Annotated in this window: 25 protein-coding genes; 14 read left to right on the top strand and 11 right to left on the bottom strand. The window is 70.9% G+C overall.

Features of this window, described 5'->3' with window-relative positions; all coding sequences use genetic code 11:
- Nucleotides 1-1173, top strand: a complete 1173-nt coding sequence (locus ADK67_RS15715) for an ROK family transcriptional regulator (RefSeq protein WP_053717177.1) — start codon at nucleotides 1-3, stop codon at nucleotides 1171-1173.
- Here ADK67_RS15715 and ADK67_RS15710 read toward each other — a convergent pair.
- The 6 genes from ADK67_RS15710 to ppgK form a co-directional block, all read right to left on the bottom strand.
- Nucleotides 1066-3180, bottom strand: a complete 2115-nt coding sequence (locus ADK67_RS15710; protein WP_063797611.1) for a tetratricopeptide repeat protein — start codon at nucleotides 3178-3180, stop codon at nucleotides 1066-1068. The genes ADK67_RS15715 and ADK67_RS15710 overlap by 108 nt on opposite strands.
- Nucleotides 3181-3188: 8 nt before the next feature.
- Nucleotides 3189-3539, bottom strand: coding sequence for an RIP homotypic interaction motif-containing protein (locus ADK67_RS15705; RefSeq protein ID WP_231648205.1), 351 nt, complete (start codon nucleotides 3537-3539; stop codon nucleotides 3189-3191).
- A gap of 151 nt (nucleotides 3540-3690) precedes the next feature.
- The gene (locus ADK67_RS15700) at nucleotides 3691-3870 is read right to left on the bottom strand and encodes a DUF7455 domain-containing protein (protein ID WP_015800348.1); all 180 of its coding nucleotides are present in this window, start codon (nucleotides 3868-3870) and stop codon (nucleotides 3691-3693) included.
- 415 nt (nucleotides 3871-4285) lie between these two features.
- Complete coding sequence (locus ADK67_RS15695) at nucleotides 4286-5779, bottom strand: vanadium-dependent haloperoxidase (protein WP_053717175.1); 1494 nt, start codon at nucleotides 5777-5779, stop codon at nucleotides 4286-4288.
- Between the two features lie 178 nt (nucleotides 5780-5957).
- The gene (locus tag ADK67_RS15690; RefSeq protein WP_053717243.1) at nucleotides 5958-7259 is read right to left on the bottom strand and encodes an RNA polymerase sigma factor; all 1302 of its coding nucleotides are present in this window, start codon (nucleotides 7257-7259) and stop codon (nucleotides 5958-5960) included.
- Nucleotides 7260-7456: 197 nt separating this feature from the next.
- Nucleotides 7457-8218: a polyphosphate--glucose phosphotransferase gene (ppgK, locus tag ADK67_RS15685; protein WP_053717174.1), complete on the bottom strand. Its 762-nt coding sequence runs from the start codon at nucleotides 8216-8218 to the stop codon at nucleotides 7457-7459.
- Nucleotides 8219-8313: 95 nt separating this feature from the next.
- Between ppgK and ADK67_RS15680 the strand changes: the two genes are divergently transcribed.
- Nucleotides 8314-9114, top strand: a complete 801-nt coding sequence (locus ADK67_RS15680) for an inositol monophosphatase family protein (RefSeq protein ID WP_082403513.1) — start codon at nucleotides 8314-8316, stop codon at nucleotides 9112-9114.
- A 464-nt stretch (nucleotides 9115-9578) separates the two neighbouring features.
- Here the strand turns inward: ADK67_RS15680 and cei are convergent, their stop codons facing one another.
- A complete protein-coding gene (gene cei / locus ADK67_RS15675) occupies nucleotides 9579-10301 on the bottom strand; it encodes an envelope integrity protein Cei (protein WP_053717172.1) in 723 nt (240 codons plus the stop codon).
- Nucleotides 10302-10731: 430 nt separating this feature from the next.
- Between cei and ADK67_RS15670 the strand changes: the two genes are divergently transcribed.
- On the top strand, nucleotides 10732-11031 hold the full coding sequence (locus ADK67_RS15670; RefSeq protein ID WP_053717171.1) for a DUF4193 domain-containing protein: 300 nt from the start codon (nucleotides 10732-10734) through the stop codon (nucleotides 11029-11031).
- A 208-nt stretch (nucleotides 11032-11239) separates the two neighbouring features.
- Here the strand turns inward: ADK67_RS15670 and ADK67_RS15665 are convergent, their stop codons facing one another.
- On the bottom strand, nucleotides 11240-11704 hold the full coding sequence (locus ADK67_RS15665; RefSeq protein WP_053717170.1) for a DUF3093 domain-containing protein: 465 nt from the start codon (nucleotides 11702-11704) through the stop codon (nucleotides 11240-11242).
- A 24-nt stretch (nucleotides 11705-11728) separates the two neighbouring features.
- Between ADK67_RS15665 and dut the strand changes: the two genes are divergently transcribed.
- Together dut and ADK67_RS15655 are read left to right on the top strand one after the other, a co-directional pair.
- On the top strand, nucleotides 11729-12196 hold the full coding sequence (dut, locus tag ADK67_RS15660; protein WP_053717169.1) for a dUTP diphosphatase: 468 nt from the start codon (nucleotides 11729-11731) through the stop codon (nucleotides 12194-12196).
- A gap of 5 nt (nucleotides 12197-12201) precedes the next feature.
- Nucleotides 12202-12861: a DUF3710 domain-containing protein gene (locus ADK67_RS15655; protein ID WP_053717242.1), complete on the top strand. Its 660-nt coding sequence runs from the start codon at nucleotides 12202-12204 to the stop codon at nucleotides 12859-12861.
- 7 nt (nucleotides 12862-12868) lie between these two features.
- On the opposite strand, the gene ADK67_RS15650 is transcribed toward ADK67_RS15655, so the two are convergent.
- Nucleotides 12869-13546, bottom strand: coding sequence for an alpha/beta fold hydrolase (locus tag ADK67_RS15650; protein ID WP_053717168.1), 678 nt, complete (start codon nucleotides 13544-13546; stop codon nucleotides 12869-12871).
- Nucleotides 13547-13651: 105 nt separating this feature from the next.
- On the opposite strand from ADK67_RS15650, the gene ADK67_RS15645 reads away from it, so the two are divergent.
- The 3 genes from ADK67_RS15645 to ADK67_RS15635 all read left to right on the top strand — a co-directional run bounded on the left by ADK67_RS15645 (nucleotide 13652) and on the right by ADK67_RS15635 (nucleotide 15241).
- A complete protein-coding gene (locus tag ADK67_RS15645) occupies nucleotides 13652-14029 on the top strand; it encodes an OB-fold nucleic acid binding domain-containing protein (protein WP_053717167.1) in 378 nt (125 codons plus the stop codon).
- Nucleotides 14026-14826, top strand: coding sequence for a DUF3159 domain-containing protein (locus ADK67_RS15640; protein WP_082403506.1), 801 nt, complete (start codon nucleotides 14026-14028; stop codon nucleotides 14824-14826). Before ADK67_RS15645 ends, ADK67_RS15640 begins: the two co-directional genes overlap by 4 nt.
- 229 nt (nucleotides 14827-15055) lie before the next feature.
- Complete coding sequence (locus tag ADK67_RS15635) at nucleotides 15056-15241, top strand: hypothetical protein (RefSeq protein WP_053717166.1); 186 nt, start codon at nucleotides 15056-15058, stop codon at nucleotides 15239-15241.
- Between the two features lie 367 nt (nucleotides 15242-15608).
- On the opposite strand, the gene ADK67_RS15630 is transcribed toward ADK67_RS15635, so the two are convergent.
- Both ADK67_RS15630 and ADK67_RS15625 read right to left on the bottom strand, forming a co-directional pair.
- Entirely contained in the window at nucleotides 15609-16265 is a 657-nt protein-coding gene (locus ADK67_RS15630) for a potassium channel family protein (protein ID WP_053717165.1), read from the bottom strand.
- The gene (locus tag ADK67_RS15625) at nucleotides 16265-17101 is read right to left on the bottom strand and encodes a potassium channel family protein (protein ID WP_442974147.1); all 837 of its coding nucleotides are present in this window, start codon (nucleotides 17099-17101) and stop codon (nucleotides 16265-16267) included. The genes ADK67_RS15630 and ADK67_RS15625 overlap by 1 nt, the downstream gene beginning before the upstream one ends.
- Here ADK67_RS15625 and ADK67_RS15620 point away from each other — a divergent pair.
- The 6 genes from ADK67_RS15620 (at nucleotide 17010) to ADK67_RS15595 (ending at nucleotide 25275) form a co-directional block, all read left to right on the top strand.
- Complete coding sequence (locus ADK67_RS15620; RefSeq protein WP_053717163.1) at nucleotides 17010-19019, top strand: APC family permease; 2010 nt, start codon at nucleotides 17010-17012, stop codon at nucleotides 19017-19019. The genes ADK67_RS15625 and ADK67_RS15620 overlap by 92 nt on opposite strands.
- Entirely contained in the window at nucleotides 19016-20245 is a 1230-nt protein-coding gene (locus ADK67_RS15615; protein WP_053717162.1) for a class I SAM-dependent RNA methyltransferase, read from the top strand. The genes ADK67_RS15620 and ADK67_RS15615 overlap by 4 nt, the downstream gene beginning before the upstream one ends.
- 74 nt (nucleotides 20246-20319) lie before the next feature.
- A complete protein-coding gene (dxs, locus tag ADK67_RS15610) occupies nucleotides 20320-22218 on the top strand; it encodes a 1-deoxy-D-xylulose-5-phosphate synthase (RefSeq protein ID WP_053717161.1) in 1899 nt (632 codons plus the stop codon).
- 229 nt (nucleotides 22219-22447) lie between these two features.
- The gene (locus tag ADK67_RS15605; RefSeq protein ID WP_053717160.1) at nucleotides 22448-23080 is read left to right on the top strand and encodes a slipin family protein; all 633 of its coding nucleotides are present in this window, start codon (nucleotides 22448-22450) and stop codon (nucleotides 23078-23080) included.
- 373 nt (nucleotides 23081-23453) lie between these two features.
- Entirely contained in the window at nucleotides 23454-24131 is a 678-nt protein-coding gene (locus ADK67_RS15600; RefSeq protein WP_053717159.1) for a response regulator transcription factor, read from the top strand.
- Entirely contained in the window at nucleotides 24121-25275 is a 1155-nt protein-coding gene (locus ADK67_RS15595) for a sensor histidine kinase (protein ID WP_442974149.1), read from the top strand. The genes ADK67_RS15600 and ADK67_RS15595 overlap by 11 nt, the downstream gene beginning before the upstream one ends.
- Nucleotides 25276-25578: the final 303 nt, after the last annotated feature.

The following is a 25578-nucleotide window of genomic DNA, read 5'->3' as shown; positions in this document are numbered from 1 at the left end:
GTGAGCCCACCGACCGCGGGAGCCCGACCCGACGAGGTACGAAGGCACAATCGAACGGCGCTGCTGCGCCGACTGCACGTGGACGGGCCCTCCACCAGGGCCTCGCTCGCGGCTGAGCTGGGCCTCAACCGCAGCACGATCAAAGCCCTGGTGGACGGCCTGGCCGAGTCGGGCGTGGTGGCCGAACGCGTGCCGGCGCAGCGCTCCGGCGCCGGCCGGCCGTCCCTCCTCGTGCTGCCGCAACCGCACGCGGCCGTCGTGATGGCCATCGACGTCCGCGTCGAACAGGTGGCGATGGCCATGGTCGGCCTCGGCGGCGACATCCTCGGCCGGGACTCGTGGAACCTGCACCACCGGTCCCGCGATCCCGGCGAGGTGATCACGCACATCGCCGACTCGGCCAAGCTCCTCGCCGACGAGCTCGACGTGCAGGCGGTCGGCGTCGGCGTCTCCGTGCCCGGTGTGGTGCGCCGCGCCGACGGTCTCGTGCACGAGGCGCCGAACCTGCACTGGACCGACGTGGCGCTGGGCGAACGGCTGTCGTCGGTGCTCAAGGTCCCCGTCCAGGTCGGCAACGACGCCGAGCTGGGCGCCTTGGCCGAACACGTGCGCGGCGCGGCGCGCGGATCGTCGGACATGGTCTACATCTCCGCCGACGTCGGCATCGGCGGCGGCGTGATCTCCAGCGGCCAACCGCTGCGCGGCACCGGCGGGTACGTCGGCGAACTGGGGCACATGGTCGTGCGCCCCGGCGGCCGCCGCTGCTACTGCGGCTGCCAGGGGTGTTGGGAGACCGAGGTCGGCGAGGCGGCGCTGTGCCGTGCCCTGGCCCTGCCCGAAGACGCGCCGCGGGGGACGGTGGTGGCGGAGCTGCGGTCGTTGGCCGGTTCGCCGGACAGCGTCGCGCACCGGCTGGGCGAGTTCACCGAGTGGCTGTCCATGGGGTTGATCACGGTGGTCAACATGCTCGGGCCGGAACTGGTGGTGCTGGGCGACTTGTTCACCGCGCTGCCGGAGTCGTTGGTGGACCAGCTGCGGCGCACCGTGCAGAAGCGTTCGCTGGTGTCACGTGCCGTCGGCGGGACGAGGATCGTCTCGTCGCCCCTCGGCCGTGACGCCAAGCTCATCGGCGCCGCCGAGCTTGCCTTCGAGCCCGTCCTGGGCGAGGTCTGACAGGACCTGGATGGATCGGCGCGTGAGTACGACGTCGGGGTGGGCGGGTCCGAGCACACGCAGTTGGTCGGCCAGCACCGCCTGGAGCTCGGTGATCGCGACTGGACCACGCCAGAAGGCCAGGGTGTAGTGAGCGGCCAGGGTGCCGGGGTGATCGGGACCCTGGACCCGGCGGCGGTCGTGCAGCAGTTGTTCCAGCTCGACCATCGCGCGCGCGTAATCGCCTGTTTCCGCACGCAGGCATGCGAGGTTGTGGCGGGCGAGGAAAGTGCGGGGGTGGTCGGGTCCGATGACCCGGAGGTGGTCGGCGACCACCCGTTCGAACTCCGCGATCGCCTCCGCGCGGCCACCTGACTCGATCCGCCACCCGGCGAGGTTGTTCCTCGTGAAGACGGTGTCCGGGTGGTCCGCGCCCAGGACCCGGAGTCGGTCGGCGAGCAACTGCTCGAACTCCGCGACCGTGTTCGCGGTGTCGCCTGCCACCGCTCGTCGGTTGGCGAGGTTGTTCCTGGCGGTCAGGGTGTTCGGGTGGTCCGGCCCGAGGACGCGGGCGGAATCCGCGACCACGCGCTCGTACTCGGCGGCGGCTTCGACGTGGTGCCCCGCCTGTCCGCTCCAGTACGCGATGGCGTTGCGGGTGTGGAGGCTGTCGTGGTGGTCCGGCCCGAGGTGGTGTTCCGCTTGTCGTCTCAGGTCTCGGAAGTAGTCGATGGCCTCAGCGAGCAGACCTGCGTCGCCCAGGGATCTGCCCGCGTGGAGCAGGACCGCGTGTCCCTCCGGTTCCCAGAGCGCCGGCGACGTGTGGCTGTGCAGCGCGTTCGTGGCGGACCGGAGAGCCGCGGCCAGGGCGCTGTCGGTCGCGTGTGCCGGCCAGGCGAGGAGGAGCGCGTTCGCCGCGAGGTGCGCCAGGGGAGTGAGCCGCTCCGGCTCGATGGTGTCGCGGACGGCGCGTTGGAGCAGCGCGTGTGCCTGAATCGTGCTGGTGTCGAGGGTGATCAGGCTCAGCCGGTGCAGGCATCCCAGCGCGTCACCGACGGCATCGGCATCCACATCGAGGTGCGCCAGGACATTGGCCCTCGTGACCACCGCGACCGGGGTACCGGCGGGATCGAGCAGGCTGATGATCTCCAGCAGTGGTCGCGCGAGACCTTCCGGGCGGAGCGCGTCGGCGCGTTCGATCGACAACGACCAAGTCGCCGCGACCGTGGCCTGGTGCTCGTCGGGCAGTTCGCCTGCCGCGGGCAGCACCTGGGCCAGGGTTCGGCGGTCTGCCAATCGTTTGCGGTAGTCGGCGACGGTGAGCAGTGGCTTGTCCGCGATGAACGCGGTGGCCTGCGCCAAGGCCAGTGGCAAGTGACCCAGATCACTCGCCAGTGCTCGCAGGTGTTCGGTGTCGCGACCGGGGAGCTTCGCGGTCAGGTAGGCCAGTGACTCGGCCTCGGTGAACACGCCGACCTCGATCAACCGGCGATCGTCACGGGACAGCGCGGCATCACGGCGGCGGGTCGTCACGACGACCTGACCGGTCGGGGTGTTCGGCGGCCACAAGCCCTTGAGGTCGGCGGGGTCCTGCACGTCGTCCAGGACGATCAGCCACCGCCGGCCGGTCGAGCTGAGCCACGTCTGGAAGGCGGCCGCCGCGTGCTCCGGGCTGATCCCGGGTGCGAGGTCGCGCAGCACCCGGCCGGCGGCCTCGGCGTAGCCGCTGATCACGGCGGTCCGCGTCACGGCCGCGAGCCACACCACCAGGTCGACCGACTCGTCCCGCCACACGGCGTGCGCGTGACGTGCCGCCAACTGGGACTTGCCGACACCGCCCAAACCGGACAGGACGATCCCGGACATTCCGGCCAACTCGGACTCGGCCGCACGGCGTTGGTACCGGTCCGCGACCGGCGGCAGCACGCCGACCCGCACGGGCCACGTCACCGGCGTCACCGGCGGCAGGTGGACGTGCTGGGTGTTCCCGTCGCCGACCTGCACGCCGAGGTTGTCGCGGACCTCCATCGGCGGAGCTACTTGCCGAAGTTCAGCGTCATCGTGTTGCCGTCGCCGATCTGCACGCCCTGGTTGTCGTGCACGTCGACGCGGTACTTGGCCGCGTTCTCCGGGTCCGCCAGCTCCAGCACCCGGCGTGCCGCCGCGACCAGCTCGGCATCGGCCCCGGCGTCCGCGGCGGTCAGAGCGGCCTTCAGGTCCTCGGGGTCGGTCGGCTCCTGCTCAACCCCACCGCGGCGCAACGCGCGCCGTGTCAGCGACTTCAGGCCCTGGTACGCGTCCTTCACGGCGGTCGAGGCCGTGTCCGTCACGCCCGCCGCCGCACCGGCGGCCAGCGCCGCCACCACGAGGTCAACCGACTCGATCACCACGCACCACTCCCGCCCGCGTCCGTCACCAACAGTATCGGCGAGACCACGACAAACGTGTCCGCCGAAAATGAGGGGGGCGGGGATCCTCTCGGATCCCCGCCCCGGACGGCTAGGGTGCTACGAGCCCCTTGGCCGGGACTCGTGGTGTTCAGCCCTGCTGCAACTCGGCAGCGAGCTCACGCAGCTTGGTGCTGTGCTCACGGGCGTGGTGCCCGCAGAACAGCAACTCGCCCCCGGAGGGGAGCACGGCGCGAACCTGGGCAGCAGCCCCGCAGCGGTCGCAGCGGTCGGCAGCGGTCAACGCGGGGCGGGTGAGCGTCGTAGTCATGGAAATCTCCCTCCGTCCCGGCACCGGGGATCGGTGCCCTCACACCTAGCTGCGACCACTTCGCATCTGGCGGGTGCGCCGTGTTCGCTGCCTTCACTCTTGCAGACGTTCGGGCGGAAGTCAGTGTTCCCCTGACCGTGGCGACCCGCGTCACTCCTGATTTACCCGGCGCCCGGGTGGTCGGAACCTGTCGTTTCCACCGGTTCGATCCGCCCGTGCTCACGTTCCGCTGTCGTGCCAACGGTTTTCCGACCTGCGAATACGGCGTTCGACGCACCCTTGATGCTCCAGAAGGGCGGTCCTCGCGAGTCCTCGGTGTGACGGGTAACACTTTGGTCAGCCCAGAGCGAACACGGCGCCGCGTTCCACGATCCGGACATGATCCGTCCGGTTCACGAGCCGTTCGACTGCCCGTTCAGATGGTCACGCGCCGCCCGTCGAACCGCGTCAGGCCGAACGACGCGTCCTCGTGGTTGACCCGGACGTGGTCCCGCAGCACCCCGATGCCGACCGCCTCGCCGAGGAGCAGGGACTCGGTGAAGTCCGACCGCCAGTGCACGCCGCCCATGTTCCGGGCGGTCGCGACGTTCGCCGCCACCTTGTCCAACTCGCCGCCGACGGTGAGCGCCTCGCCACCGGTGTAGGGGACGAGGGCCGTGCCGGCGGCGTTGGCCACGACGGGCTTCGGCAGCGCCCACGACTCGTCGAACCACGCCTTCAGCACCGTGACGCACGCGCCGGCGACGGTCGCGTGACCCGAGCCGTACGACGGGTGCGTCGGCGAGCCCTCCGGGAACGCCTGCGGCAGCAGGTACGAGCCGTGCTTCTCGTAGGTGAGCTTGACCGCCTCCGAGTCCAGCACCTCGCGGTCGATCATGGCGTAGTCCCGCAGCCCGGACAGGTGCGCGTGGATCCGACCGCCGAACGCCTCCGGCCGCAGCCTGCGGTGCACGTACCACTTCTGGAACCACATCGCCTTCAACGCCCGCGTCGCCACCTCGGTCACCAGCGACAACAGGTGCGGCGGGCCGTAGGTGCCGAAGCCGATCTGGTTGGCCGAGTGCCGGTACGGGTTGCCCGCGTCGACCGGCGCGTTCAGGTCGAGCAGGATCAGCGCCGCGTTGAGGTACGCCTCGTACAACGCGTCGAAGTGCACGTAGTTGGCCATGTCGCGGCCGTTGCGCAGGTACCGGCGGTTGACGTGGTCCCGCTTGATGGGCGGCGTGCTCCCGCCCTCCTGCACCGCCCGCCACGCGTCGAAGTCGGTCAGGAAGTCGCGGTCCGGCCGCACGGTGTCGTGCAGCTGCGGTATGCGCAGCGTGCCGTACTGGACGTCACGCAGCAGGAACTGCGACAGGAACGGTCCCCGCAGGTCACCGCGCGTGCCGCCGCGGAAGATCGTGGCGGGCGTGACGCGGCCGTCGACCTTCGGCGCCCGGTAGTCGCTCAACCGCGACAGCTCGTCCGCGGCCTGCGCGATCAACGGGTGGCCGTCGTACTCGGTGAACGGGATGTCCCTGGTCAGGGCCATCCAGTACAGCTCGACCGCCTCGGCCGAGTTGCGCGCGCTGTCGATGCGCGGCGCGGGCGGCACGGCCAGCGACTGCGGGTCCGGGCCCTCCAGCTCGAACGCCAGGCCGGCCTGCGGGTTGGTGAGCTTGACGCCCCGGCCGAGCGGGATCCGCTCGAAGTCCTCCGACCGGCCGGTGGCCAGGGCCCTGAGCAGCGTGTTGTACGCCTCGGGGCGCACCTCGCCGACCTCGTCGTGCGGCAGGCCCTTGCTGTAGTTGGCGACGTACGGGTAGTCGCCCTCCTCGCCGTTGTTGACGTGCTCCGGCCACGGCTGCCGGTCCAACGCCTCGGCCGAGGCCAGGCGTGAAAGGCGTGCTTCAGTGCGACGTTCCGTCATGGACTTCCCCCTGTGTCGGCGCGCCCCAACGCCGCCCCCCGGCGGCTGCGCCACCACCAGAACAGCACGGAGAGTGAGCGCGAGCATCGGCCAATCGGGTGAAGAAGCACAAAAGAACCAGGGCCCCTCGACTGTTCGGTCGAGAGGCCCTGGCTCAGAGTGATCTTCAGCCTGGGTATCAGTCCAGGTAGTCGCGCAACACCTGCGACCGCGACGGGTGCCGGAGCTTCGACATCGTCTTCGACTCGATCTGCCGGATCCGCTCGCGCGTCACGCCGTAGACCTGGCCGATCTCGTCCAGCGTGCGCGGCTGGCCGTCGGTGAGGCCGAACCGCAGCCGCACCACACCCGCCTCGCGCTCGGACAACGTCGCCAGCACCGACTGCAGCTGGTCCTGCAGCAGCGTGAACGACACCGCGTCCACCGCCACCACGGCCTCGGAGTCCTCGATGAAGTCACCGAGCTGGCTGTCGCCCTCGTCACCGATCGTCTGGTCGAGCGAAATGGGCTCCCGGGCGTACTGCTGGATCTCCAGCACCTTCTCCGGGGTGATGTCCATTTCCTTGGCGAGCTCCTCCGGGGTGGGCTCGCGGCCCAGGTCCTGGAGCAGTTCGCGCTGGATGCGACCCAGCTTGTTGATGACCTCGACCATGTGCACCGGGATGCGGATGGTGCGGGCCTGGTCGGCCATCGCGCGGGTGATCGCCTGGCGGATCCACCACGTCGCGTACGTGGAGAACTTGTAGCCCTTGGTGTAGTCGAACTTCTCCACCGCGCGGATCAGGCCGAGGTTGCCCTCCTGGATCAGGTCCAGGAACGCCATGCCACGACCGGTGTAGCGCTTGGCCAGCGACACCACGAGCCGGAGGTTCGCCTCCAACAGGTGGTTCTTGGCCCGCTCGCCGTCCCGCACGATCCACCGCAGGTCGCGGCGCATCTGCGGGGTCAGCTTCTCCTGCTCGTCCTCGGCCCGGCGCACCCGCTCGGCGGCGTAGAGGCCGGCCTCGATGCGCTTGGCGAGTTCGACCTCCTCCTCCGCGTTGAGCAGCGCGACCTTGCCGATCTGCTTGAGGTAGGCGCGGACCGAGTCGGCCGAGGCGGTGAGCTCGGCGTCCTTGCGGGCTTGCCGCAGGGCCTCCGACTCCTCCTCGTCCCAGACGAAGTCGCCCTCGCCGGGCTTGGCCTCCTCCTCGGCGGGCTCCTCCTCGACCGGCTCGTCGATCAACTCGACGTCGTCGACCAGGTCTTCGGCGTCTGGAGCGCCTTCGAGGTCTTCGGGCTCCTCGCCGTCCTTCTTCACCTTGCCAGGCGCGGCAGTGGCGGCCTTGGCGGCCGTCTTGCGCGGCGCCCGCGTGGCCGTCTTCCCCGCCGCGGCGGTCTTCGCCGCCGGCTTCTTCGCCGGGGCCTTCCTCGCCGAGGTGGCCTTGGGCGTCTCCTCGGCGTCAGCCTTAGCTGCCTGAGTCGTCTTCGCGGCTGCCACGTACGCCCTTTCGCGACTGTCGATCAAGGCCGACCGAAGGGCGCGAACCTCGGTCGCCTGAGTACGGGGGATCCCCCGCCGGATCGTTCGTCAGCGGGGCACCGTTCCATTGTAACGACGAGAATCGCGTGCCGTTGCCCCCCGGCGTCATCCGAGGTGGTCCGGCACGCGTTCTCGCAGGTGGAACGCTGCGGAAATCAGTGCCGGAGACCTTGCGCGGCGGCCACGGCGGCGCCCACGATGCCCGCGTCGTTCTTCAGCGCGGCGGCCACCACTTCGGTGCGCACCTCGAGCAGCGGGAGCCACTTCTCCGCCTTCTTGCTGACACCGCCGCCCGCGATGACCAGGTCCGGCCAGATCAGGTTCTCCAGCACGTTGATGTACCGGGACACGCGGGGCGTCCACTCCGCCCACGTGAGGCCCTTGTCCTCCTTCACCGAGGCCGCGGCGCGCTTCTCCGCGTCGTGGCCGTCGACTTCGAGGTGGCCGAACTCCGTGTTGGGCACGAGCTCGCCGTCCAGGAACAGGGCGCTGCCGATGCCGGTGCCGAACGTCAGCAGGACCACCAGCCCGTCCCGGTCGACGCCGGAGCCGAACCGCATCTCGGCGATGCCGGCGGCGTCGGCGTCGTTGAGGACGACGACCTGGTCGGCGGGCCTGCCGAGGCGCTCGGCGAACAGCGCGGCCGCGTCCGTGCCGATCCACGCCTGGTCGACGTTCGCCGCCGAACGCGCGACACCGTGCTTCACCACACACGGCAGGGTGACGCCGACGGAACCGTCCCAGTTGAACTTCTCGACGATCTCGGCGACCACGTCGGCGACCGCGTCCGGGGTCGACGGCTGGGGCGTGGTGATGCGCAGGCGCTCACCGTCCAGCGCCCCCGCTTCGAGGTCCACGAGCCCGCCCTTGATGCCGGAACCGCCGATGTCCACGCCGAACCCGCGGGTCATGCCCATCCCCGTGGCCCTTCCTACTCGATTCAGTAACCGTGGCCGCAGACATTAGCCTGCAGTTCTCCGATAGTCCCGTGAGAGTGACGCAGGAGGAACAGTTGCGTTTCGATCCGCGCTCATTGGTCGACGTCGCCGTGCTCGTGGCCCGCGAAGCGGGCGACCTGGCCGTGACCATGCGCGATGCCGCCGTGACCGATGTCGACACCAAGAGCAGCGCCACCGACGTGGTGACCGCCGCCGACCGTGCGTCCGAACAACTCGTCCGCAGGAGGCTCGCCGAGCTGCGGCCCGGTGAGCCGGTGATCGGGGAGGAGGAGGGTGGCAGTGCCGCCATCGAGGGCCTGACCTGGGTCGTAGACCCGATCGACGGCACCGTGAACTACCTGTACGGGATCCCTCACTACGCCGTGTCGGTCGCCGCGCAGGTCGACGGCGCGTCCGTGGCGGGTGCCGTGGTGGAGCCCGTCAGCGGTCGGGTGTGGACGGCGGCGCGGGGCGGTGGCGCGTGGCTGGACGGCCGGCGGCTCCAGGTGTCCGATGCCACCCGATTGGATCTGTCCCTTCTGGGTTACGGCTTCGCCTACCGGGCGGAGCGGCGGCAGCGGCAGGCGGACACGTGGGCGGGCCTGGCGACCCGGGTGCGGGACATGCGGCGGGCCGGTGCGGCGTCGCTGGACCTGTGCGCCGTGGCGGCGGGTCGGCTGGACGCCTACGCCGAGCACACCCTGGGTCGGTGGGACTGGGCGGCGGGGGCGTTGCTGGCGTCGGAGGCGGGCGCGGTCGTGCACCTGCCGGGGGAGGCCCCGGAGCTGGGCGCGGACGCCACCTTCGCCGCCGCACCGGGCATCGCGGACGCCCTGTTCACCGCTCTCGTGGAGTGCGGCTTCGGCAAGGTCTGACCGGCCGGGCTGCCGGCTGCCGCTGGGTCCTGCCTGCCGCTGAACGGCCAATTGCCCGCCGAGTTCGGTCCGCCGCTGGGTCCGGTTTGCCGCTGAGCCCGGTCCGCCGGTGGCCCACTGGGTCCGGTCTGCCGCCGTGCTGTCGGCCGCTGAGCGCCGGTCCGCCGCTGGGCGTATGGGCGTGGCCGCTGGGCGTCGTGCTGTCGCAGGGGTCCTCCGGCCAGGGGGACCCCTGGATTCGATCAAACCACGAAGGACCGACAGTCGGCGTGAGCCGTGGGTGGGGTTGTGGACAACCCCGAGTCTGATGGATAACTCCAGCTCAGACCGGCCGTCGCCCCGCTCCGGTCAGCACCCGGCATCGTGTCCCGCTCGGTCAGCACGCGCAGTCGTGCCCGCTCCGGTCAGCAACTGAGGTCGGCGTCCCGCTCCTACCAGCAACCGGCGTCGTTCCCGGCTCCCGCTCAGCACTGGATGTCGCGGGCGCCCTTGAGGTTGTCGGCGTTCAGCGACAGCGGCGTGGAGCCCTCGGCGGCCTGGCCGCCCTGCTGCTCCGGCTGCTGCATCGCCCACTCGGCGAGCTGGTCGAGCACCTTGCGGGCGTCGCTGTTCGGCTTCACCTCGCTGAACTTCTGCCCGATCGCCACGTCCACCGTCGCGTCCTGGCGCTCGTCCCGCACCAGCTCCAGACAGGGCTCGACCAGGCTCAACGTCCGCGCCGCACCCGCGCCGGGCGCGCCGAACCGGATCTGGCCGCGGCACGTCATGTCCTGCGCCGGGTACACCGGGTCGTTGCCCGGCTCGGCCGCCTGCTTCATGCCCAGCTCGGCCAACGTCGTCGCCACGAACCGAGCCTGGTTGCGCTGCGTGCTCGCGTTGAACACGCGGAACTGCACGCCGCCGACCGGCACCGGATCGGTCCGGTCCAGGGCGTCGTGCGCGAGCACCGTTCCCAACGGAGGCGGCGGCTCGGCCGCGGGTGCGGCGGGCGCGCCGGACGACGGCGAGGGCACACCGCCCGGCGGGTTGCACTTGATCGCCGCGTCCACGTCGCCCGCGTCCGACAGCACCCGGTTCCACACCACCACCGCGGTCACGGCGAGCACCAGGAAAAGGATGAGGGCCGGCAACGGTCGCCGCTTCCGGTACCGCGACGACCCGCTGCTCCCCGTACCGGGTCGTCCCACGTCCGTCGACCTCCCCTGGCGCAGTGTTGACAGTGATCAGGCTATGCCGCGCCCCGCCGCCCCGCGTCTCGGGCGGGTGTGTAGCGGGGTGCGATCACCCGGTCGCGGACGGTCAACGCCCTGGTCGGGCAGCGGAGCACGGGAGGACCGGGTGGGTGGTGCCCGTCCAAGCCTATCTGGCCAGCGTGGGAAGGGCCTGTCACCCGTCTGCTCAATTAGGGGGAACCCGCTGCGCGACCCCCCGATCAATGAGCTACCCTCTCGGCGCTCCGCGCACCGCCGGACACCTGAAAGCGTCGACGAACAGGGGGTTGGCGCCCGGCCGCACGAGCGAGACCTCCGTCACTGGGGACGGAGGGCACAAATAGGGGCGCTGGTGCGTTAACCAGCGACACGAACAGTCTCCGTTGACCGCAGGGGTGAAAGAAGTATGGCGACCGACTACGACGCACCGCGTCGCAGCGAGGCGGACGAACTCGCTGAGGACTCCCTCGAGGAGCTGAAGGCGCGGCGCAACGAAACGCAGTCCGGGGTCGTCGACATCGACGAGGACGCGACCGCCGAGAACTTCGAGCTGCCGGGCGCCGACCTGTCCGGTGAGGAGCTGACGTTCAAGGTCCTGCCGAAGCAGGCGGACGAGTTCACGTGCTCGAAGTGCTTCCTGGTGCACCACCGCAGCAGGCTGGCCGAGGAAGTCAACGGCCAGTACATCTGCCGCGACTGCGCCTGAGGCACGTCCACCGGGCACGAACCCGCACGACACAGCACCGCCGAACGACCAGCACCGCACCGCACGACCGGCACCAAGGCACGACCACAGCACGACCGCACGACCGGCAGCACCAGTGTCACCGCACGACCGAACACGCACCTACGACCAGACCTGGGCGCTCACCCCCACCGCCGGGGTGGCGCCCAGTCCCCGTTGCCGGTCCACGTCACCGATCGCGCAGCAGGGCCGCCAGCTTCTCCGCCGAACGCACGCTGAACAGCCAGTACGGCGTCGGGTCCGCCGGGTCGCGCAGCTCGACCCGCACCATCGGCCCGATCCAACCCCGGTGGGTGACGAACGCCATCGGGTCCAGGTTCGGGCCCATGGCCTTCCGCTTGCTCTTCGCGTCGAACACCTCGACCTCGCCGAGCAGGTCCAGCGGCACGTGCGCCTGCCCCACCCGCAGCTCGCCGCCGGACACCTCGACCTTCGCCGAACCCATCCGCACGATCAGCAGCACCGCCAGCGGCACCGTGATCACGTACGGCAGCCACGACCGCACGCCCGGGAAGCCCATGTGGATCTCGGCGGCCAGCAGCACGGCCGCGGCCAGCGGCAGCGGCCAACCCCACCAGGGCACGTACAACCGCTCGCGGAACGCGATCGGGGCGGTCACAGCAGTCTCGCTCACGCCACCAGGGTAGTCTCGCGCGCCGTGCCCAGCGTCGAGGTCCTGTTGTCCCGGCTCGATCCCGCCGTGCCGCTCCCGGCCTACGCCCGACCGGGTGATGCCGGCGCCGACCTGGTGACCACCACCGACGTGGTGATCGAACCGGGGGAGCGCGCGGTGGTAGGCACTGGTGTCGCGATCGCGTTGCCGGAGGGGTACGCGGGGTTCGTGCACCCGCGTTCCGGCCTGGCCGCGCGCGTCGGCCTGAGCGTGGTCAACACCCCGGGCACGATCGACGCGGGCTACCGGGGCGAGATCAAGGTGTGCCTGGTGAACCACGACCTGCGCGAGCCCGTAGTGCTGACGCGCGGTGACCGGATCGCCCAGCTGGTGGTGCAGAAGGTGGAGCACGCGGTGTTCCGCGAAGTCGACGAGCTGCCCGACTCCGCGCGGGGCGCGGGTGGCTACGGCTCTACAGGCGGGCACGACGTGCTCGCCCGGACGGAGGGGTGAAGGCGATGTTCGGAAAGCGCCGCAAGCGCGGTAGGCACTCCGCGAACCGGGGGACGGCGCAACCCGAGGTCGAGTTCGACGGCGCCGAGGAGGCCGAGGACGGGCCGTTCGACTCCACGCAGGCCCCGGACGACGGCCTGAACCGGCTGGACCTCGGCTCGATCCGGCTGCCGGTGCCCGAGGGCGCGCAGCTGCAGGTGGAGATGGACCCGGCGGGCGCGGTGCGGGCGGTGCACCTGCTGACGACCGCCGGCCAGCTCACCGTGAGCGCGTTCGCCGCGCCGAAGCACGACCGGCTGTGGCCGGAGGTCAGCGGCGAGATGATCGCCCAGTTCAAGAGCGACGGTTTCCGGATCCTGCGGGAGAACGGCGAGTGGGGCGAGGAGATCATCGCCCGGAACACCACGGCGTCACCGGGAAGGACCGCGTCCGATCAAGAGGTGCACCTCCGGGTGATCGGCGTGGACGGACCGCGGTGGATGCTGCGGGGCATCGCGGCGGCGCCCACGGAGGAGCAGAGCGCCAAGGCGACCGACGCCCTCTACGCGTTGTTGCGGGACACGGTCGTGGTGCGCGGTGAGCAGGCGATGCCGGTGCGGACGCCGTTGCCGATCGAGCTGCCCGAGGCCATCGCCCGGCACATCCAGGCCCAGCAGCAGGGCTGAGACCCGGTCAGACGGGCACCGACACGGAGAAGTAGGCGTCCAGCGCGGCGCGGCCCAGGGACTCCCGGTCCGCGCCCAACGCCGCCAACGTCGTCGTGCGCAGAGCGGCACGGGGGAGTGCTCCGACCCACGTCCGGGCGACTTCCAACGGGTGAACGGGGTCGTCGGTGCAGGCCGCGACCCCCACCGGCGCCGTGAGCCTGCCCAGTTCGGCCACCGTCGGCGCGGACGACCCGGCGGCCTCCCGCAGCACGTCCGCGAGCCGCGCCCCATACCTTGGCCAAGCCCTCCGCAGCTCGTCGCCGAGCCACCCGTCGACGCCGGTCAGCGCGGTCTCGACGCCCGCCGACTCCACCACCGAGGCGCTGGCCCGTGCCGCCGACGCCGCCGGCGCGCCGTCCGCCGCGCCGTTCCAGGCGGGCAACGCCACCAGCACGCCCGCGCACCGCTCGGGGTGCCGCACCGCCCACGCCGCCGCCACGTGCGCGCCCAGCGACACCCCGCCCACGACCAGCGGCGTGCCGTCCCAGGCGGCGTCCAACGCCTCGAAGTGCTCCCGGACGCCCCGTGACGCGGGCGCGACCAGGGCCAACCCGGCCTCGGCGAGCGGGCGGGCGAACACCGAGGAGATGAACACCTCGTCGGACGCGGTGCCCGGCAGCAGAACGGCACGTGACGACCTCATGACGTGACATCCTCCCCCAGTCGGATACCCGGTCGGGTGCACCCGGTTACGCTGGCTGTTGGACGGGCTTCGTCGTCGAGGCCCCGCGCATTCCAGGAGTCGGGGATGACTGGTACTGGGGGTGGCTACTGGCGCCGCCTCGTGCGTCGGCTGACCACCGACGTGAGCGAGTTGGACGCCGACGACCTGTCTCGAAAAGCCGAGGCCGTCGGGGCCATCCGCGCGTGCGACTGCGAGTCCGGACAAGAGGTGACGGTGTTGGGTCGGTTGCGCAGCGTCGAGCTGTGCCCGCGTGACGCCGCGGCCACGCTGGAGGCGGAGTTGTACGACGGCACCGAGGGCGTGACGCTGGTCTGGCTGGGCCGTCGCCGGATCGCGGGCATCGAGCCTGGTCGCACCATCAAGGCCAGAGGTCGGATCGCCGTGCGCGACGGGCGCAAGGTGCTCTACAACCCCTACTACGAGCTGCAGAACGCTTCATGACATCGGTGAAAGAGTCCGAGAAGCAGCCCACTCTCCTCGAGCAGATGGGCGGCGTGAGCGGCCTGCTGTTCTCGTCGCTGCCCGTCGTGGTGTTCGTGCTGGTCAACGCGTTCGCCGGGCTCATGCCGGCGATCTGGAGCGCGCTCGGGTTCTCGGTCGTGATCGGCGTCGTGCTGGCCCTGCGCAAGGGCTCGGTGCAGCCGGCCGTCTCGGCGGTCTTCGGCGTCGGCATCGCCGCGTTCATCGCCTACCGGACCGGTGACGCCAAGGGCTTCTTCCTGTTCGGCATCTGGCAGAGCCTCGTCTACGGCGGCGGCTTCGTCCTGTCGATCCTGGTCAGGTGGCCTCTCGCGGGCGTGATCTGGTCGTTCCTCAACGGCCAGGGCACGGCGTGGCGCAAGGACAAGGCGAACGTCCGCGACTACGACATCGCCACCCTCGTGTGGGCGCTGGTGTTCATCGCCCGGTTCGTGGTGCAGCGGTGGCTGTACGACGAGGCGTCGGTGGGCTGGCTGGCGGCCGCGCGCCTGGCCATGGGCTACCCGCTGATGGCGGTGGCGCTGTTCGCCACGGTCTGGGCGGTGCGCCGCTCGGACAAGCGCCTGAAAGCCACCCTCGCCCGCGAGGAGGAGGAGAACCGGCAAGCCGAGGAACGCCTCCGGGCGCAGGCCGAGGCCGAGGGCAAGCGGAACATCTACGACCAACTCCTCGACCCCTCGACCGACGAGGCCCGCGGCGGCGTCACCGACAAGCCACGGGACGACACCCCCGCGCCCGCTCGCGCCGAGGAACGCTGACCCACCCGAGCTACGCCCCACCGGTCCCGCAGCACGCCAACGGGCCGGTGGGGCGGCTGGGGTCGCCTGCCGCCCGGTCACGGGTAGCGCCTAACGCGCCAGGCGGAGGCCACCGGCTCGCCGGCCACAACGCTCAGGGTGACCGGCAAGGCTCAGCGATATCCTTGACACGCGCTTCGTGCGCGTTGTGTGGCGCGTGCGATCACCGGCCGTCTTCGGAGGAGGTCGCGTGAAGATCTTCGACAAGGAACCCACCACGGTGGACATCGCGCAGAACCTGCTGGACGCGGCCCGCCAGTGGCCGCTGGGTTCGCAGGAACGCGCCAACCTCCTGGCCGAGGCCCAGCTCATCGTGTCAGTGGACATCATGACGCGCAGCAGGACGGCGTTCGGCGCGATCGACCGCCCGCGATAAGACCTGCCATCCGCGGAACGTGCGATCACCGGCGTGAACTGCGGTGACGGACCTCGCATCCCACCCCCGCGGGGAACCGGCAGAACAGAGCCTGCCGCGACCACGCCACCGCCTGCCGCCGCGAGGCTGCCGCCAGGAGACACCCGCGTAACGGCTGCACAAGCTCACAGGTGACCCACGGCCACCGGCCGTCACACCTCGCCCGAACGCGTGTTTGCGCAGGTGAACGGCTTCGCAGGCGTCCCCGCCAAGGGGACCCCTGCTTTTATCTTTCCGGAGGGAACCGACAAGAACCGGCCGCTCGCCGCTGCCTGTGGACAGCCCGAACGCCTGTGGACAACGTGACCGCTTGTGGACAAGCCGGGCGTCAGTACCCCAGGGCCGAACGGATCTCCTGCTCCACGTCCGCCGCCGCCACGAAGAGCAGTTCGTCCCCGCCCTCGAGCGTGTCGTCCGGCGTCGGCACGATCACGCGGCCGCCGCGCAGGATCGTCACCAGGGCGGCGTCCCGCGGCAGAGCCAGGCCGTTCACCGGGGATCCCGCCAACGGAGTGTCGCCCGGAAGAGTGATCTCGACCAGGTTGGCCTGACCCTGGCGCAACGTCATCAGCCGCACCACGTCCCCGACCGTCACCGCCTCCTCCACCAGCGCGGACAGGATGCGCGGCGTCGACACGGCCACGTCCACCCCCCACGACTCGGTGAACAGCCACTCGTTCGCCGGGTCGTTCACCCGCGCCACGACGCGCCGCACCGCGAACTCGGTCTTCGCCAGCAACGACACGACCAGGTTGACCTTGTCGTCACCGGTCGCCGCGATCACCACGTCGCACAGCTGCATCCCGGCGTCTTCCAGCGACGACAGCTCGCACGCGTCGGCCTGCACCCACTCCGCCTGCTCCACGGTGTGCGGCTCGAAATGCGTGCGGTCACGTTCGATCAGCATCACCTGGTGCCCGTCGGACACCAGCTCGGCCGCGATGGAACGACCCACCGCACCGGCACCCGCAATCGCGATACGCACTAGCTCTCCTCGGGCGCGTGGGCCGCGGCGGCGGCCACGTCGGTCACGGTGCCGGACAGGGCGGCCACGTACACCTGGTCGTCGGCCTGCAGCACGGTCTTCGAGTCGGGCAGCACGCCGGTGCCGAACCGCATCACGAACGCCACCCGGCTGCCGGTGGCCTCCTGCAGGTCGCGCACCGTGCGCCCGACCCAGTCCTCGTGCAGCTCCAGCGGCAGGACGGCCACCGTGCCGGACGGGTCGCGCCACGCCGTCGCCGTGCCCTCGGGCAGCAGCATCCGCAGGAACCGGTCGGTCGACCACGGCACGGTCGCCACGGTCGGGATGCCGAGCCGCTCGTACACCGCGGCGCGCTTCTCGTCGTAGATCCGCGCGACCACCGCCTCCACCCCGAACGTCTCCCGCGCCACCCGCGCCGAGATGATGTTGGAGTTGTCGCCGCTGGACACGGCCGCGAACGCGCCCGCCCGCTCGATACCGGCCTCGATCAGCACCTTCTGGTCGAAACCGTTGCCGACGACCTGCTGGCCGTGGAAGTCCGGGCCGAGTCTGCGGAAGGACTGCGCGTCCTTGTCGATCACCGATACCTGGTGGTCCAGGCGCTCCAGGGCCTTGGCCAGGGACGAGCCCACCCGGCCGCAGCCCATGATCACCACGTGCACGAAAGCCTCCTGAACGACGCCTACGGAGAACCTACCCACGATTACTCCGACCAGGGGACCTGACCCCTTACGCTTTCGACCCGTGTCCAAGCTCGCAACCGCGGCCAAGCGCCTCCTGGTCGGCAGGCCCTTCCGCAGCGATCGCCTAGCCCACACCCTCCTGCCCAAGCGCATCGCCCTGCCGGTGTTCGCCTCCGACGCGATGTCGAGCGTGGCCTACGCGCCCGAGGAGATCTTCCTCGTGCTGTCGGTGGCGGGTCTGTCGGCCTACGCGCTGGCGCCGTGGGTGGGCGTGGCGGTGGTCGTCGTGATGCTCACGGTGGTGGCGAGCTACCGGCAGAACGTGCACGCCTACCCCTCCGGCGGCGGCGACTACGAGGTCGCTACGGTCAACCTGGGTCGCAGAGCGGGCCTCACCGTGGCGAGCGCGCTGCTCGTCGACTACATCCTCACGGTCGCCGTCTCGATCTCGTCGGCGGCGGCGAACATCGGCTCGGCCATCCCGTTCGTGGCCACCCACAAGGCTGAATTCGCGGTCGTCGCGATCGTCCTGCTCACCGCCGTCAACCTGCGCGGCATCCGCGAGTCCGGCAGCGCGTTCGCCATCCCGACCTACGCGTTCATGGCCGGTGTCCTCTTCATGATCGGCTACGGCCTGGTCCGCGGCTTCCTCATGGGCGACGAGATGCGCGCCGAGAGCGCGGGACTGGAACTGCGCGCCGAGGACGACCACCTGATGGGCCTGGCGTTCGTCTTCCTCGTGCTGCGCGCCTTCTCGTCCGGCAGCGCGGCGTTGACGGGCGTGGAGGCGATCAGCAACGGCGTGCCGGCGTTCCGCAAGCCGAAGTCGCGCAACGCGGCGACCACGCTGCTGGCGATGGGCCTGATCGCGGTCACGATGCTGATGGGCCTGATCGTGCTGGCCCAGCTCACCGGCGTGAAGATGGCCGAGGACCCGGCGCACCAGCTCGTCAACGCGCCCGAGGGCTACGAGCAGAAGACGATGGTCGCCCAGATCGCCGGCGCGGTGTTCGAGGGCTTCCCGGTCGGGTTCTTCTTCATCACCACGGTCACCGCGCTGATCCTCGTGCTGGCGGCCAACACCGCGTTCAACGGCTTCCCGGTGCTCGGCTCGATCCTCGCCCAGGACCGCTACCTGCCCCGCCAGCTGCACACCCGCGGCGACCGGCTCGCGTTCAGCAACGGCATCGTGTTCCTCGCGGGCGCGGCGATCGTGCTGGTCATCGCGTTCGACGCCGAGGTCACCAAGCTCATCCAGCTCTACATCGTGGGCGTGTTCGTCTCGTTCACGATGAGCCAGACCGGCATGGTCCGGCACTGGAACCGGCTGCTCAAGACCGAGACCGACCCCAACGCCCGGCGCCGGATGCGCCGGTCCCAGTCGATCAACGCGTTCGGCCTGGCGCTCACCGCCTCGGTGCTGGTCGTCGTGCTGATCACGAAGTTCACCCACGGCGCGTGGATCGCCATCGCCGCGATGGCCGCCCTCTACGCCCTGATGACGGCGATCCGCCGGCACTACGACCGGGTCGCCGAGGAGCTGCGCCAGCAGGAGCGGCAGAAGTTGCTGCCCGCCCGCAACCACGCCATGGTGCTGGTCTCCAAGCTGCACATGCCGACCCTGCGGGCCCTGGCGTACGCGAAGGCGACCAGGCCGGACATGCTGGAGGCGGTCACCGTGAACGTGGACGACGGCGACACCCGCCGCCTGGTGCGGGACTGGGAGAAGGAGAACTTCAAGGTGCCGCTGAAGGTGATCGAGTCGCCCTACCGCGAGATCACCAAACCGGTCCTGGACTACGTCAAGCGGGTCCGCACGGACAACCCGCGCGACGTCGTGACCGTGTTCATCCCGGAGTACGTGGTCGGGCACTGGTGGGAGCAGTTCCTGCACAACCAGAGCGCGCTGCGGCTCAAGGGCAGGCTGCTGTTCCAGCCCGGCGTGATGGTGACGAGCGTGCCGTGGCAGCTGGCCTCATCCTCGAAGGTGACCGACAAGGACGACGCGATCGTGCCCGGCGCGATCCGCCGCGGCCTGGACAACCGCGGCCAAGAGAAGGACGGCAAGTGACGGCGACCTGGAAGCAGCGGCTGATCGAGGTCGAGGTCGGCGCGGTCGCCCACGGCGGGCACTGCGTCGCCCGGCACGAGGGCCGCGTCGTGTTCGTCCGGCACGCCCTGCCCGGCGAACGGGTGGTCGTGCGGATCACGGAGGACACCGGCGGCTCGTTCTGCCGCGGCGACGCCGTCGAGGTGCTGGAGGCGTCACCGGACCGCGTGCAGGCGCCGTGCCCGTTCGCCGGTCCCGGCCTGTGCGGCGGCTGCGACTGGCAGCACGCGTCGTGGCAGGCCCAGCGCGAGCTGAAGGCGGCCGTGGTCAGCGAGCAGCTGCACCGGCTGGCGAAGCTCGACTGGGAGGTCATCGTCGAGGAGCTGCCCGGCGGCCCGGAGGACTGGCGCACCCGGATGCGCATGGCCGTCGGCCCGGACGGCCGCCCCGGCTTCCGCGCCCACCGCAGCCACCAGGTCATCCCCGTGGACGACTGCGTGATCGCCGTCCCGGACACCCTCGAAGACGTGGTCGACCGCACCTGGCCGCCCAAGTCCGAGCTGGTCATCGCCCGTGACGCGGGTGGCCGCACGCACGTCACCGAGATCGGCCCGCCCATCATCCGCCGAGGCCGTCCCGTCCCCGGGCCCTCCCGCCTGCGCCAGGGCAGCGGCACGGCCACCGAGCTGGCCGCCGGCCGCACGTGGAACCTCCGCTCCGACGGCTTCTGGCAGGTCCACCCGGCCGCCGCGGACACGTTCGCCAAGGTCGTCGGCGACTGGGCCGACTGCCGCCCCGGCGACCGCGCCTGGGACCTCTACGGCGGCGTCGGCCTGTTCGCCTCCGTGCTCGCCGACCAGGTCGGGCCCCAAGGCTCCGTCGCCGTGGTCGAGTCGTCGCACGGCGCCGTCGCCGACGGCAAGCTCAACCTCTCCGACCAGCCGCAGATCAGCTGGCACGTCGGCCGCACCGAAGCCGTGCTCGACACGCCCGACTTCACCGACCTGCCACCCGACGTCGTCGTCCTGGACCCGCCGCGCAAGGGCGCGGGCAAGGTTGTGGTGACCGCGATCGCACGCAGCCGACCCGCACGTGTGGTTTACGTCGCGTGCGACCCCGCCGCGCTGGCCCGCGACATCGCCTCGTTCGCCCAGCACGGCTACGAGTTGGCCCAGCTCAGGGCGTTCGACGCGTTCCCGATGACCCACCACGTCGAATGCGTCGCCCTGCTGGAGCCCGCGCGCTGACAGGCGTCTCAGTCCGTGGTCCGTAGACTGACCGGACGAATCGGGGACCCGAACCACAGGGCGAGGTGGAGCGAGTGACGCTGCTGGAATCCGTGCACGGACCGGCGGATCTGAAACGGCTGGGACCTGACGAGCTGGTCGCGCTCTCCGACGAGATCCGGCGTTTCCTCGTCGACAAGGTCTCCCGGACCGGGGGGCACCTCGGGCCGAACCTCGGGGTCGTCGAGCTGACCATGGCGGTGCACCGGGTCTTCGACTCGCCGCACGACTCGGTGGTCTTCGACACCGGTCACCAGAGCTACGTGCACAAGATCCTCACCGGCCGCCGCGACGGCTTCGACACGCTCCGCCAGAAGGGCGGCCTGTCCGGCTACCCCTCCCGCGCCGAGAGCGAGCACGACGTCGAGGAGAACAGCCACGCCTCGACCGCCCTCTCCTACGCCGACGGCCTGGCCAAGGCCTACCAGCTCGGCGGCCAGCGCAGGCACGTCGTCGCGATCGTCGGCGACGGCGCCCTGACCGGCGGCATGTGCTGGGAAGCGCTCAACAACATCGCCTCCGGCACCGACCGCCCCGTCGTCATCGTCGTCAACGACAACGGCCGCTCCTACTCGCCCACCATCGGCGGCCTGGCCGACCACCTCTCGTCACTGCGCCTGCAGCCCGGCTACGAGCGCGCCCTGGAACGCGGCAAGAACGCCCTCCAGGGCACCCCGATCGTCGGCAAGCCCGTCTACGCGGCCCTGCACGCGGCCAAGCGCGGCATCAAGGACGCGCTCAGCCCGCAGGCCATGTTCGAAGACCTCGGCCTCAAGTACATCGGCCCCGTCGACGGCCACGACCACCTCGTGCTCGAATCGGCGCTGCGCCGCGCCAAGTCGTTCGGCGGACCGGTCATCGTGCACACCGTCACCCGCAAGGGCAACGGCTTCGCGCCCGCCGAGAACCACGAGGCCGACCAGATGCACGCCACCGGCGTCATCGACCCCATCACCGGCGAGAACATCGGCCCGTCCAAGCGCACCTGGACCCACGTCTTCGCCGACGAACTCGCCACGCTCGGCGGCGAACGCCCGGACCTCGTCGCCATCACCGCCGCCATGCGCGGCCCGACAGGCCTGGACAAGTTCGCGGGCCTCTACCCGGAGCGCTGCTTCGACGTCGGCATCGCCGAACAGCACGCCATGACCTCCGCCGCCGGCCTCGCCATGGGCGGCATGCACCCGGTCGTCGCGATCTACGCCACCTTCCTCAACCGCGCGTTCGACCAGCTCCTGATGGACGTCGCCATGCACAAGCAGGGCGTCACGGTGGTCCTCGACCGCGCCGGCATCACCGGCCCGGACGGCGCCTCCCACCACGGCATGTGGGACCTGTCCATCTGCGGCCTCATCCCCGGCATCCACGTGGCCGCCCCCCGCGACGCCGCCTCGCTGCGCGAGGAACTCCGCGAAGCCGTCCGGATCTCCGACGCACCCTCCGTCGTCCGCTACCCGAAGGCTTCAGTGGGCCCAGACCTGCCTGCCCTCGAACGCATCGGCACGGTCGACGTCCTGCACCGCTCCGGCTCCGACGTCCTCCTGGTCACCGTGGGCGCGTTCGGCGAACTCGGCCTGGCCGCCGCCCAACGCCTCGCCGACCAGGGCATCGGCGTCACCGTCGTGGACCCGCGCTGGGTCTTCCCCATCGCGAACGACCTGATCGGCCTGGCCGCCAACCACCGCCTCGTCGTCACCGTCGAGGACGGCGGCAGGCACGGCGGCTTCGGCTGGACACTGGCCGCCGCACTCCGCGACGCCTCGGTCGACGTGCCACTGCGCGACCTGGCCATCCCCCAGGCGTTCCAGGAGCACGGCGAACGCGGCGAAGTCCTCGCCGACATCGGCCTGACCGCCCAGGACGTCGCCCGCCGCGTCACCGAGTGGGTCGCCGCCACCGAGCCCGCGGAAATGGGCGCGACGGTCGAGAAGTAGCCCGGTTACCCTCCTCCCGCCCGGTCAGCGGCTCGGACGGCACTGCCGACCCCGAGTCCCGCGATCACAGCCGGGCACACCTTTCAGAGAGGCGCGTTGCCAACGCGGCGGGTTCACCCCCAAGCCGCGACCCCGGTCGACCACGGGGCGTCGGGCCCTGCGAGCCCCGTGCTCCCGCCCACCGCCCCACGACCGGGGTCGCGGTCCGCGCAACGCAGGAGGAGGCCCGGTGAAGCACACCCTCATGCCGTGGGAACGCGGCGTGGTCTTCCGGCACGGCAAGCTCACCGAGGTCCTCGGCCCCGGCCGCCACCGCCGCGGCTTCCGCCACCAGGTCCGCCGCCTCGACGTCCGCCCCCGCTCCCAGACCCAGGGCTGGCAGGACATCCCCACCTCCGACGGCGTCCTGATCCGCGTCACCCTCGTCCTGGTCTGGTCGATCTCCGACCCCGCCCAGTACGTCCAGGCCGCCGCCACCCCCGAGGTCGAACTCCACCTCCTCACCCAGATCGCCCTCCGCACCGCCGTGCTGACCCGCGCCCACGACGAAGTCGACCAATCCCGTGAGACCCTCGCCGCCGAAACCCTCGCCTCCGTCGCCCCCCGCGCCGCCGACCTGGGCATCGACCTGCGCGAAGTAGCCGTCCGCGACGTCGTCATGCCCACCGAACTCCGCAAAGCCGCCCTCGCCGAAATCCTGGCCCGCTCCGAAGCCCGAGCAGCCCTCGAACGCGCCCGCGGCGAAACAGCGGCCCTGCGCTCCCTCCTCAACGCCGCCCGCCTGGCCGAGGACCACCCAGCCCTCCTCCAACTGCGCGCCCTCCAAACCGCCAACACCGTCGTCCTCGAACGCAACCGCTAACCCCACCACCGCCCACCACCACGCCTCTGCCCTTCCTCCCCAAAGGAAGGGCTTCGTGTCATCCCGCCGACCTGGCTCCGCCCTACCGCGCGTGTCAAGGGGGCCGTTCACCTCTACCCGCGGCTTGCACTGCTGGCCGCCCCCTTGACGCGGGTGGTAGCCCGTAGGGAGGTCGGTGGGATGACACGAAACCCGACCAACAACGGCCCCGGCGCTTGACCTGGCAGTCGGAGTCATCCTGCTGATCTGCCCGTCCGGCGAGGACTCTTTTGATCTTTTCTCCCTCGCTCCACCCTCGCTCCGACAGCTCTCCAACAGCACGTCGACACTTCACGCTAAGCACCTTCTCAGGGATGTGTGGCACCTTTGTGGGGTGCGGATCCTGGTAGTCGAGGACGAGGTGCCGCTGGCCGACGCGATCGCGCGTGGCCTGCGGCGCGAAGGTATGGCGGTCGACGTCGCCTACGACGGCGAGACCGGCCATGAGAAGTCGACCGTGACGCGGTACGACGTGGTCGTGCTCGACCGCGATCTACCCGGCATGTCCGGCGACGAACTGTGCAAGGAGATCCTCAGCTCAGGAGCCCTGACCAGGGTCATGATGCTCACCGCGAGCGCCGGCGTGGACGACCGCGTCGCCGGCCTGTCCCTCGGCGCCGACGACTACCTGGCCAAACCGTTCGCGTTCCCCGAACTGGTCGCCCGCGTCCGGGCCCTCGCCCGCCGCGCCACCCCGGCCACCCCGCCGCTGCTCACCGCTCGTGACGTCGAGCTCGACCCGGCCCGCCGCACGGTGCGCCGCGCGGGCCAGCCCGTCGAGCTGACCCGCAAGGAGTTCGGCGTGCTGGAGGTGCTGCTGGCCGCCAAGGGCTCGGTGGTCTCCAGCGAGGAGCTGCTGGAACGCGTCTGGGACGAGAACGCCGACCCGTTCACCACGACCGTCCGCGTCACCGTGATGACGCTGCGCAAGAAGCTCGGCGAACCGGGCATCATCGACACGGTGGTCGGCTCCGGCTACCGCGTGCCCACGGCAGGTTCCGCTGAACTCTGAGCTGGCCCGCAGGCGCGGACCCGGGCTGCGGACGCGGCTCACCCTCCTCGCGACCGGTCTGGTCGCGTTCGTCAGCGGCCTGCTGCTCCTGCTCGGCTGGCTGCTCGTCGGCCGGGTCATCGCCTCTTCTCCCCGCTTCGCCGAGGGCAGCACCGTCATCGTGGACGGCCGCGAGGTCGACGCCGACGCGCTCATGGACCTGCTCGGCGAACAGGCGCGGGACGACGTGCTGCGATCCGGCTCGATCGCTTTCCTCTGCGTGGTGGCCGCGGCGGCGCTGCTCGCGTGGACCATCACCGGGCGCGTCCTCCAGCCCGTGCACGACGTGACCGACGCGGCCCGCCGGCTGTCCGCCGAGTCCCTCGGTGAGCGGCTGCGCCTGGCCGGGCCCCGGGACGAGGTCGCCGAACTGGCCGACACGTTCGACGAGATGCTCGACCGGCTCCAGGCGGCGTTCGAGTCGCAACGGCGGTTCGTCGCCAACGCCTCCCATGAGCTGCGCACTCCTCTCGCCGTCATCCGGACCGAGCTCGACGTCACGCTCGCCGACCCTGATGCCGACGAGGCGGAGCTGCGCCGCATGGCGGGCGTGGTGCGTGCCGCGACGGAACGGGCCGAGCAGCTGGTCAGCGCGTTGTTGCTGCTCGCGCGCACGGACGGGCTCGGCTTGGCCGTGCATGAGCCGGTCGATCTCAACGCCGTCGTCGAGTCCGCGTGGCGGGCCGTGCGGGCGGAGGCGGAGGAGCGCCAGCTGCGGGTGTCGTTCGTGACGGCGCCCGCGCCCGCCGTCGGCGACCCGGCGTTGCTGGAGCGCATCGCGGGGAACCTGCTGGAGAACGCCGTGCGGCACAACCTGCCCGGTGGGTGGATCGAGGTGCGCACCGAAGGTGGGGCCGAGTGGACGTTGCTGCGGGTGTCGTCGTCCGGGCCGTTCATCGCTCCGGACCGGGTGGAGGAGCTGTTCGAGCCGTTCCGCCGGGGTGGCACCGACCGGACCGCGCGCACCGGCACCGGGCTCGGGCTGTCCATCGTGCGGGCCGCCGTCGCAGCTCACGAGGGTCAGGCGCACGCCACGGCGGTGCCCGGCGGTGGGCTGTCCGTGGCCGTGCACCTGCCGTCCACGCCGCATGGAAAACTCGTCTGAGTGGTCCCGATCACACATGATCCGGTTTGAGGGTCGCCGCAGGGGGTACTACCTGCGCAGACGTGCCTCCAGACCCCCGATTTGTCTCCGCGTTGGGCGGGGTGTAACTTTCTCTCTGCCAGCGCGGAACGGGCCGGAGAGAGACCGGAACGGAGCGCGGCGGACATCAGCCCCAGATCGACTCGCTGCACAGCGATGAGTGACGGTGAGCGCGTGTTCTTTGAGAACTCAACAGCGTGCCGAATAGCCAGTAAATTTATGAACCTCGTCAAGAGGTTTCCTTTGAGATTGTTACTGGACAAC

The sequence above is a fragment of the Saccharothrix sp. NRRL B-16348 genome (assembly GCF_001280085.1).
Lineage (GTDB): Bacteria > Actinomycetota > Actinomycetes > Mycobacteriales > Pseudonocardiaceae > Actinosynnema.
Note: the sequence above shows the minus strand (reverse complement) of the source record. Positions and strands in the feature narration are given on the sequence as shown.

Bases quoted from the DNA above. Each gene is read 5' to 3' on its own strand.
- ppgK (WP_053717174.1), bottom strand. From the start codon at position 8,218: ATGGGCATGACCCGCGGGTTCGGCGTGGACATCGGCGGTTCCGGCATC.
- ADK67_RS15625 (WP_442974147.1), bottom strand. From the start codon at position 17,101: ATGCGCTTGGGCAGGAGGGTGTGGGCTAGGCGATCGCTGCGGAAGGGC.
- ADK67_RS15645 (WP_053717167.1), top strand. From the start codon at position 13,652: ATGACTGGTACTGGGGGTGGCTACTGGCGCCGCCTCGTGCGTCGGCTG.
- ADK67_RS15695 (WP_053717175.1), bottom strand. From the start codon at position 5,779: ATGACGGAACGTCGCACTGAAGCACGCCTTTCACGCCTGGCCTCGGCC.
- ADK67_RS15650 (WP_053717168.1), bottom strand. From the start codon at position 13,546: ATGAGGTCGTCACGTGCCGTTCTGCTGCCGGGCACCGCGTCCGACGAG.
- ADK67_RS15710 (WP_063797611.1), bottom strand. From the start codon at position 3,180: ATGGAGGTCCGCGACAACCTCGGCGTGCAGGTCGGCGACGGGAACACC.
- ADK67_RS15655 (WP_053717242.1), top strand. From the start codon at position 12,202: ATGTTCGGAAAGCGCCGCAAGCGCGGTAGGCACTCCGCGAACCGGGGG.
- ADK67_RS15700 (WP_015800348.1), bottom strand. From the start codon at position 3,870: ATGACTACGACGCTCACCCGCCCCGCGTTGACCGCTGCCGACCGCTGC.
- ADK67_RS15640 (WP_082403506.1), top strand. From the start codon at position 14,026: ATGACATCGGTGAAAGAGTCCGAGAAGCAGCCCACTCTCCTCGAGCAG.
- ADK67_RS15670 (WP_053717171.1), top strand. From the start codon at position 10,732: ATGGCGACCGACTACGACGCACCGCGTCGCAGCGAGGCGGACGAACTC.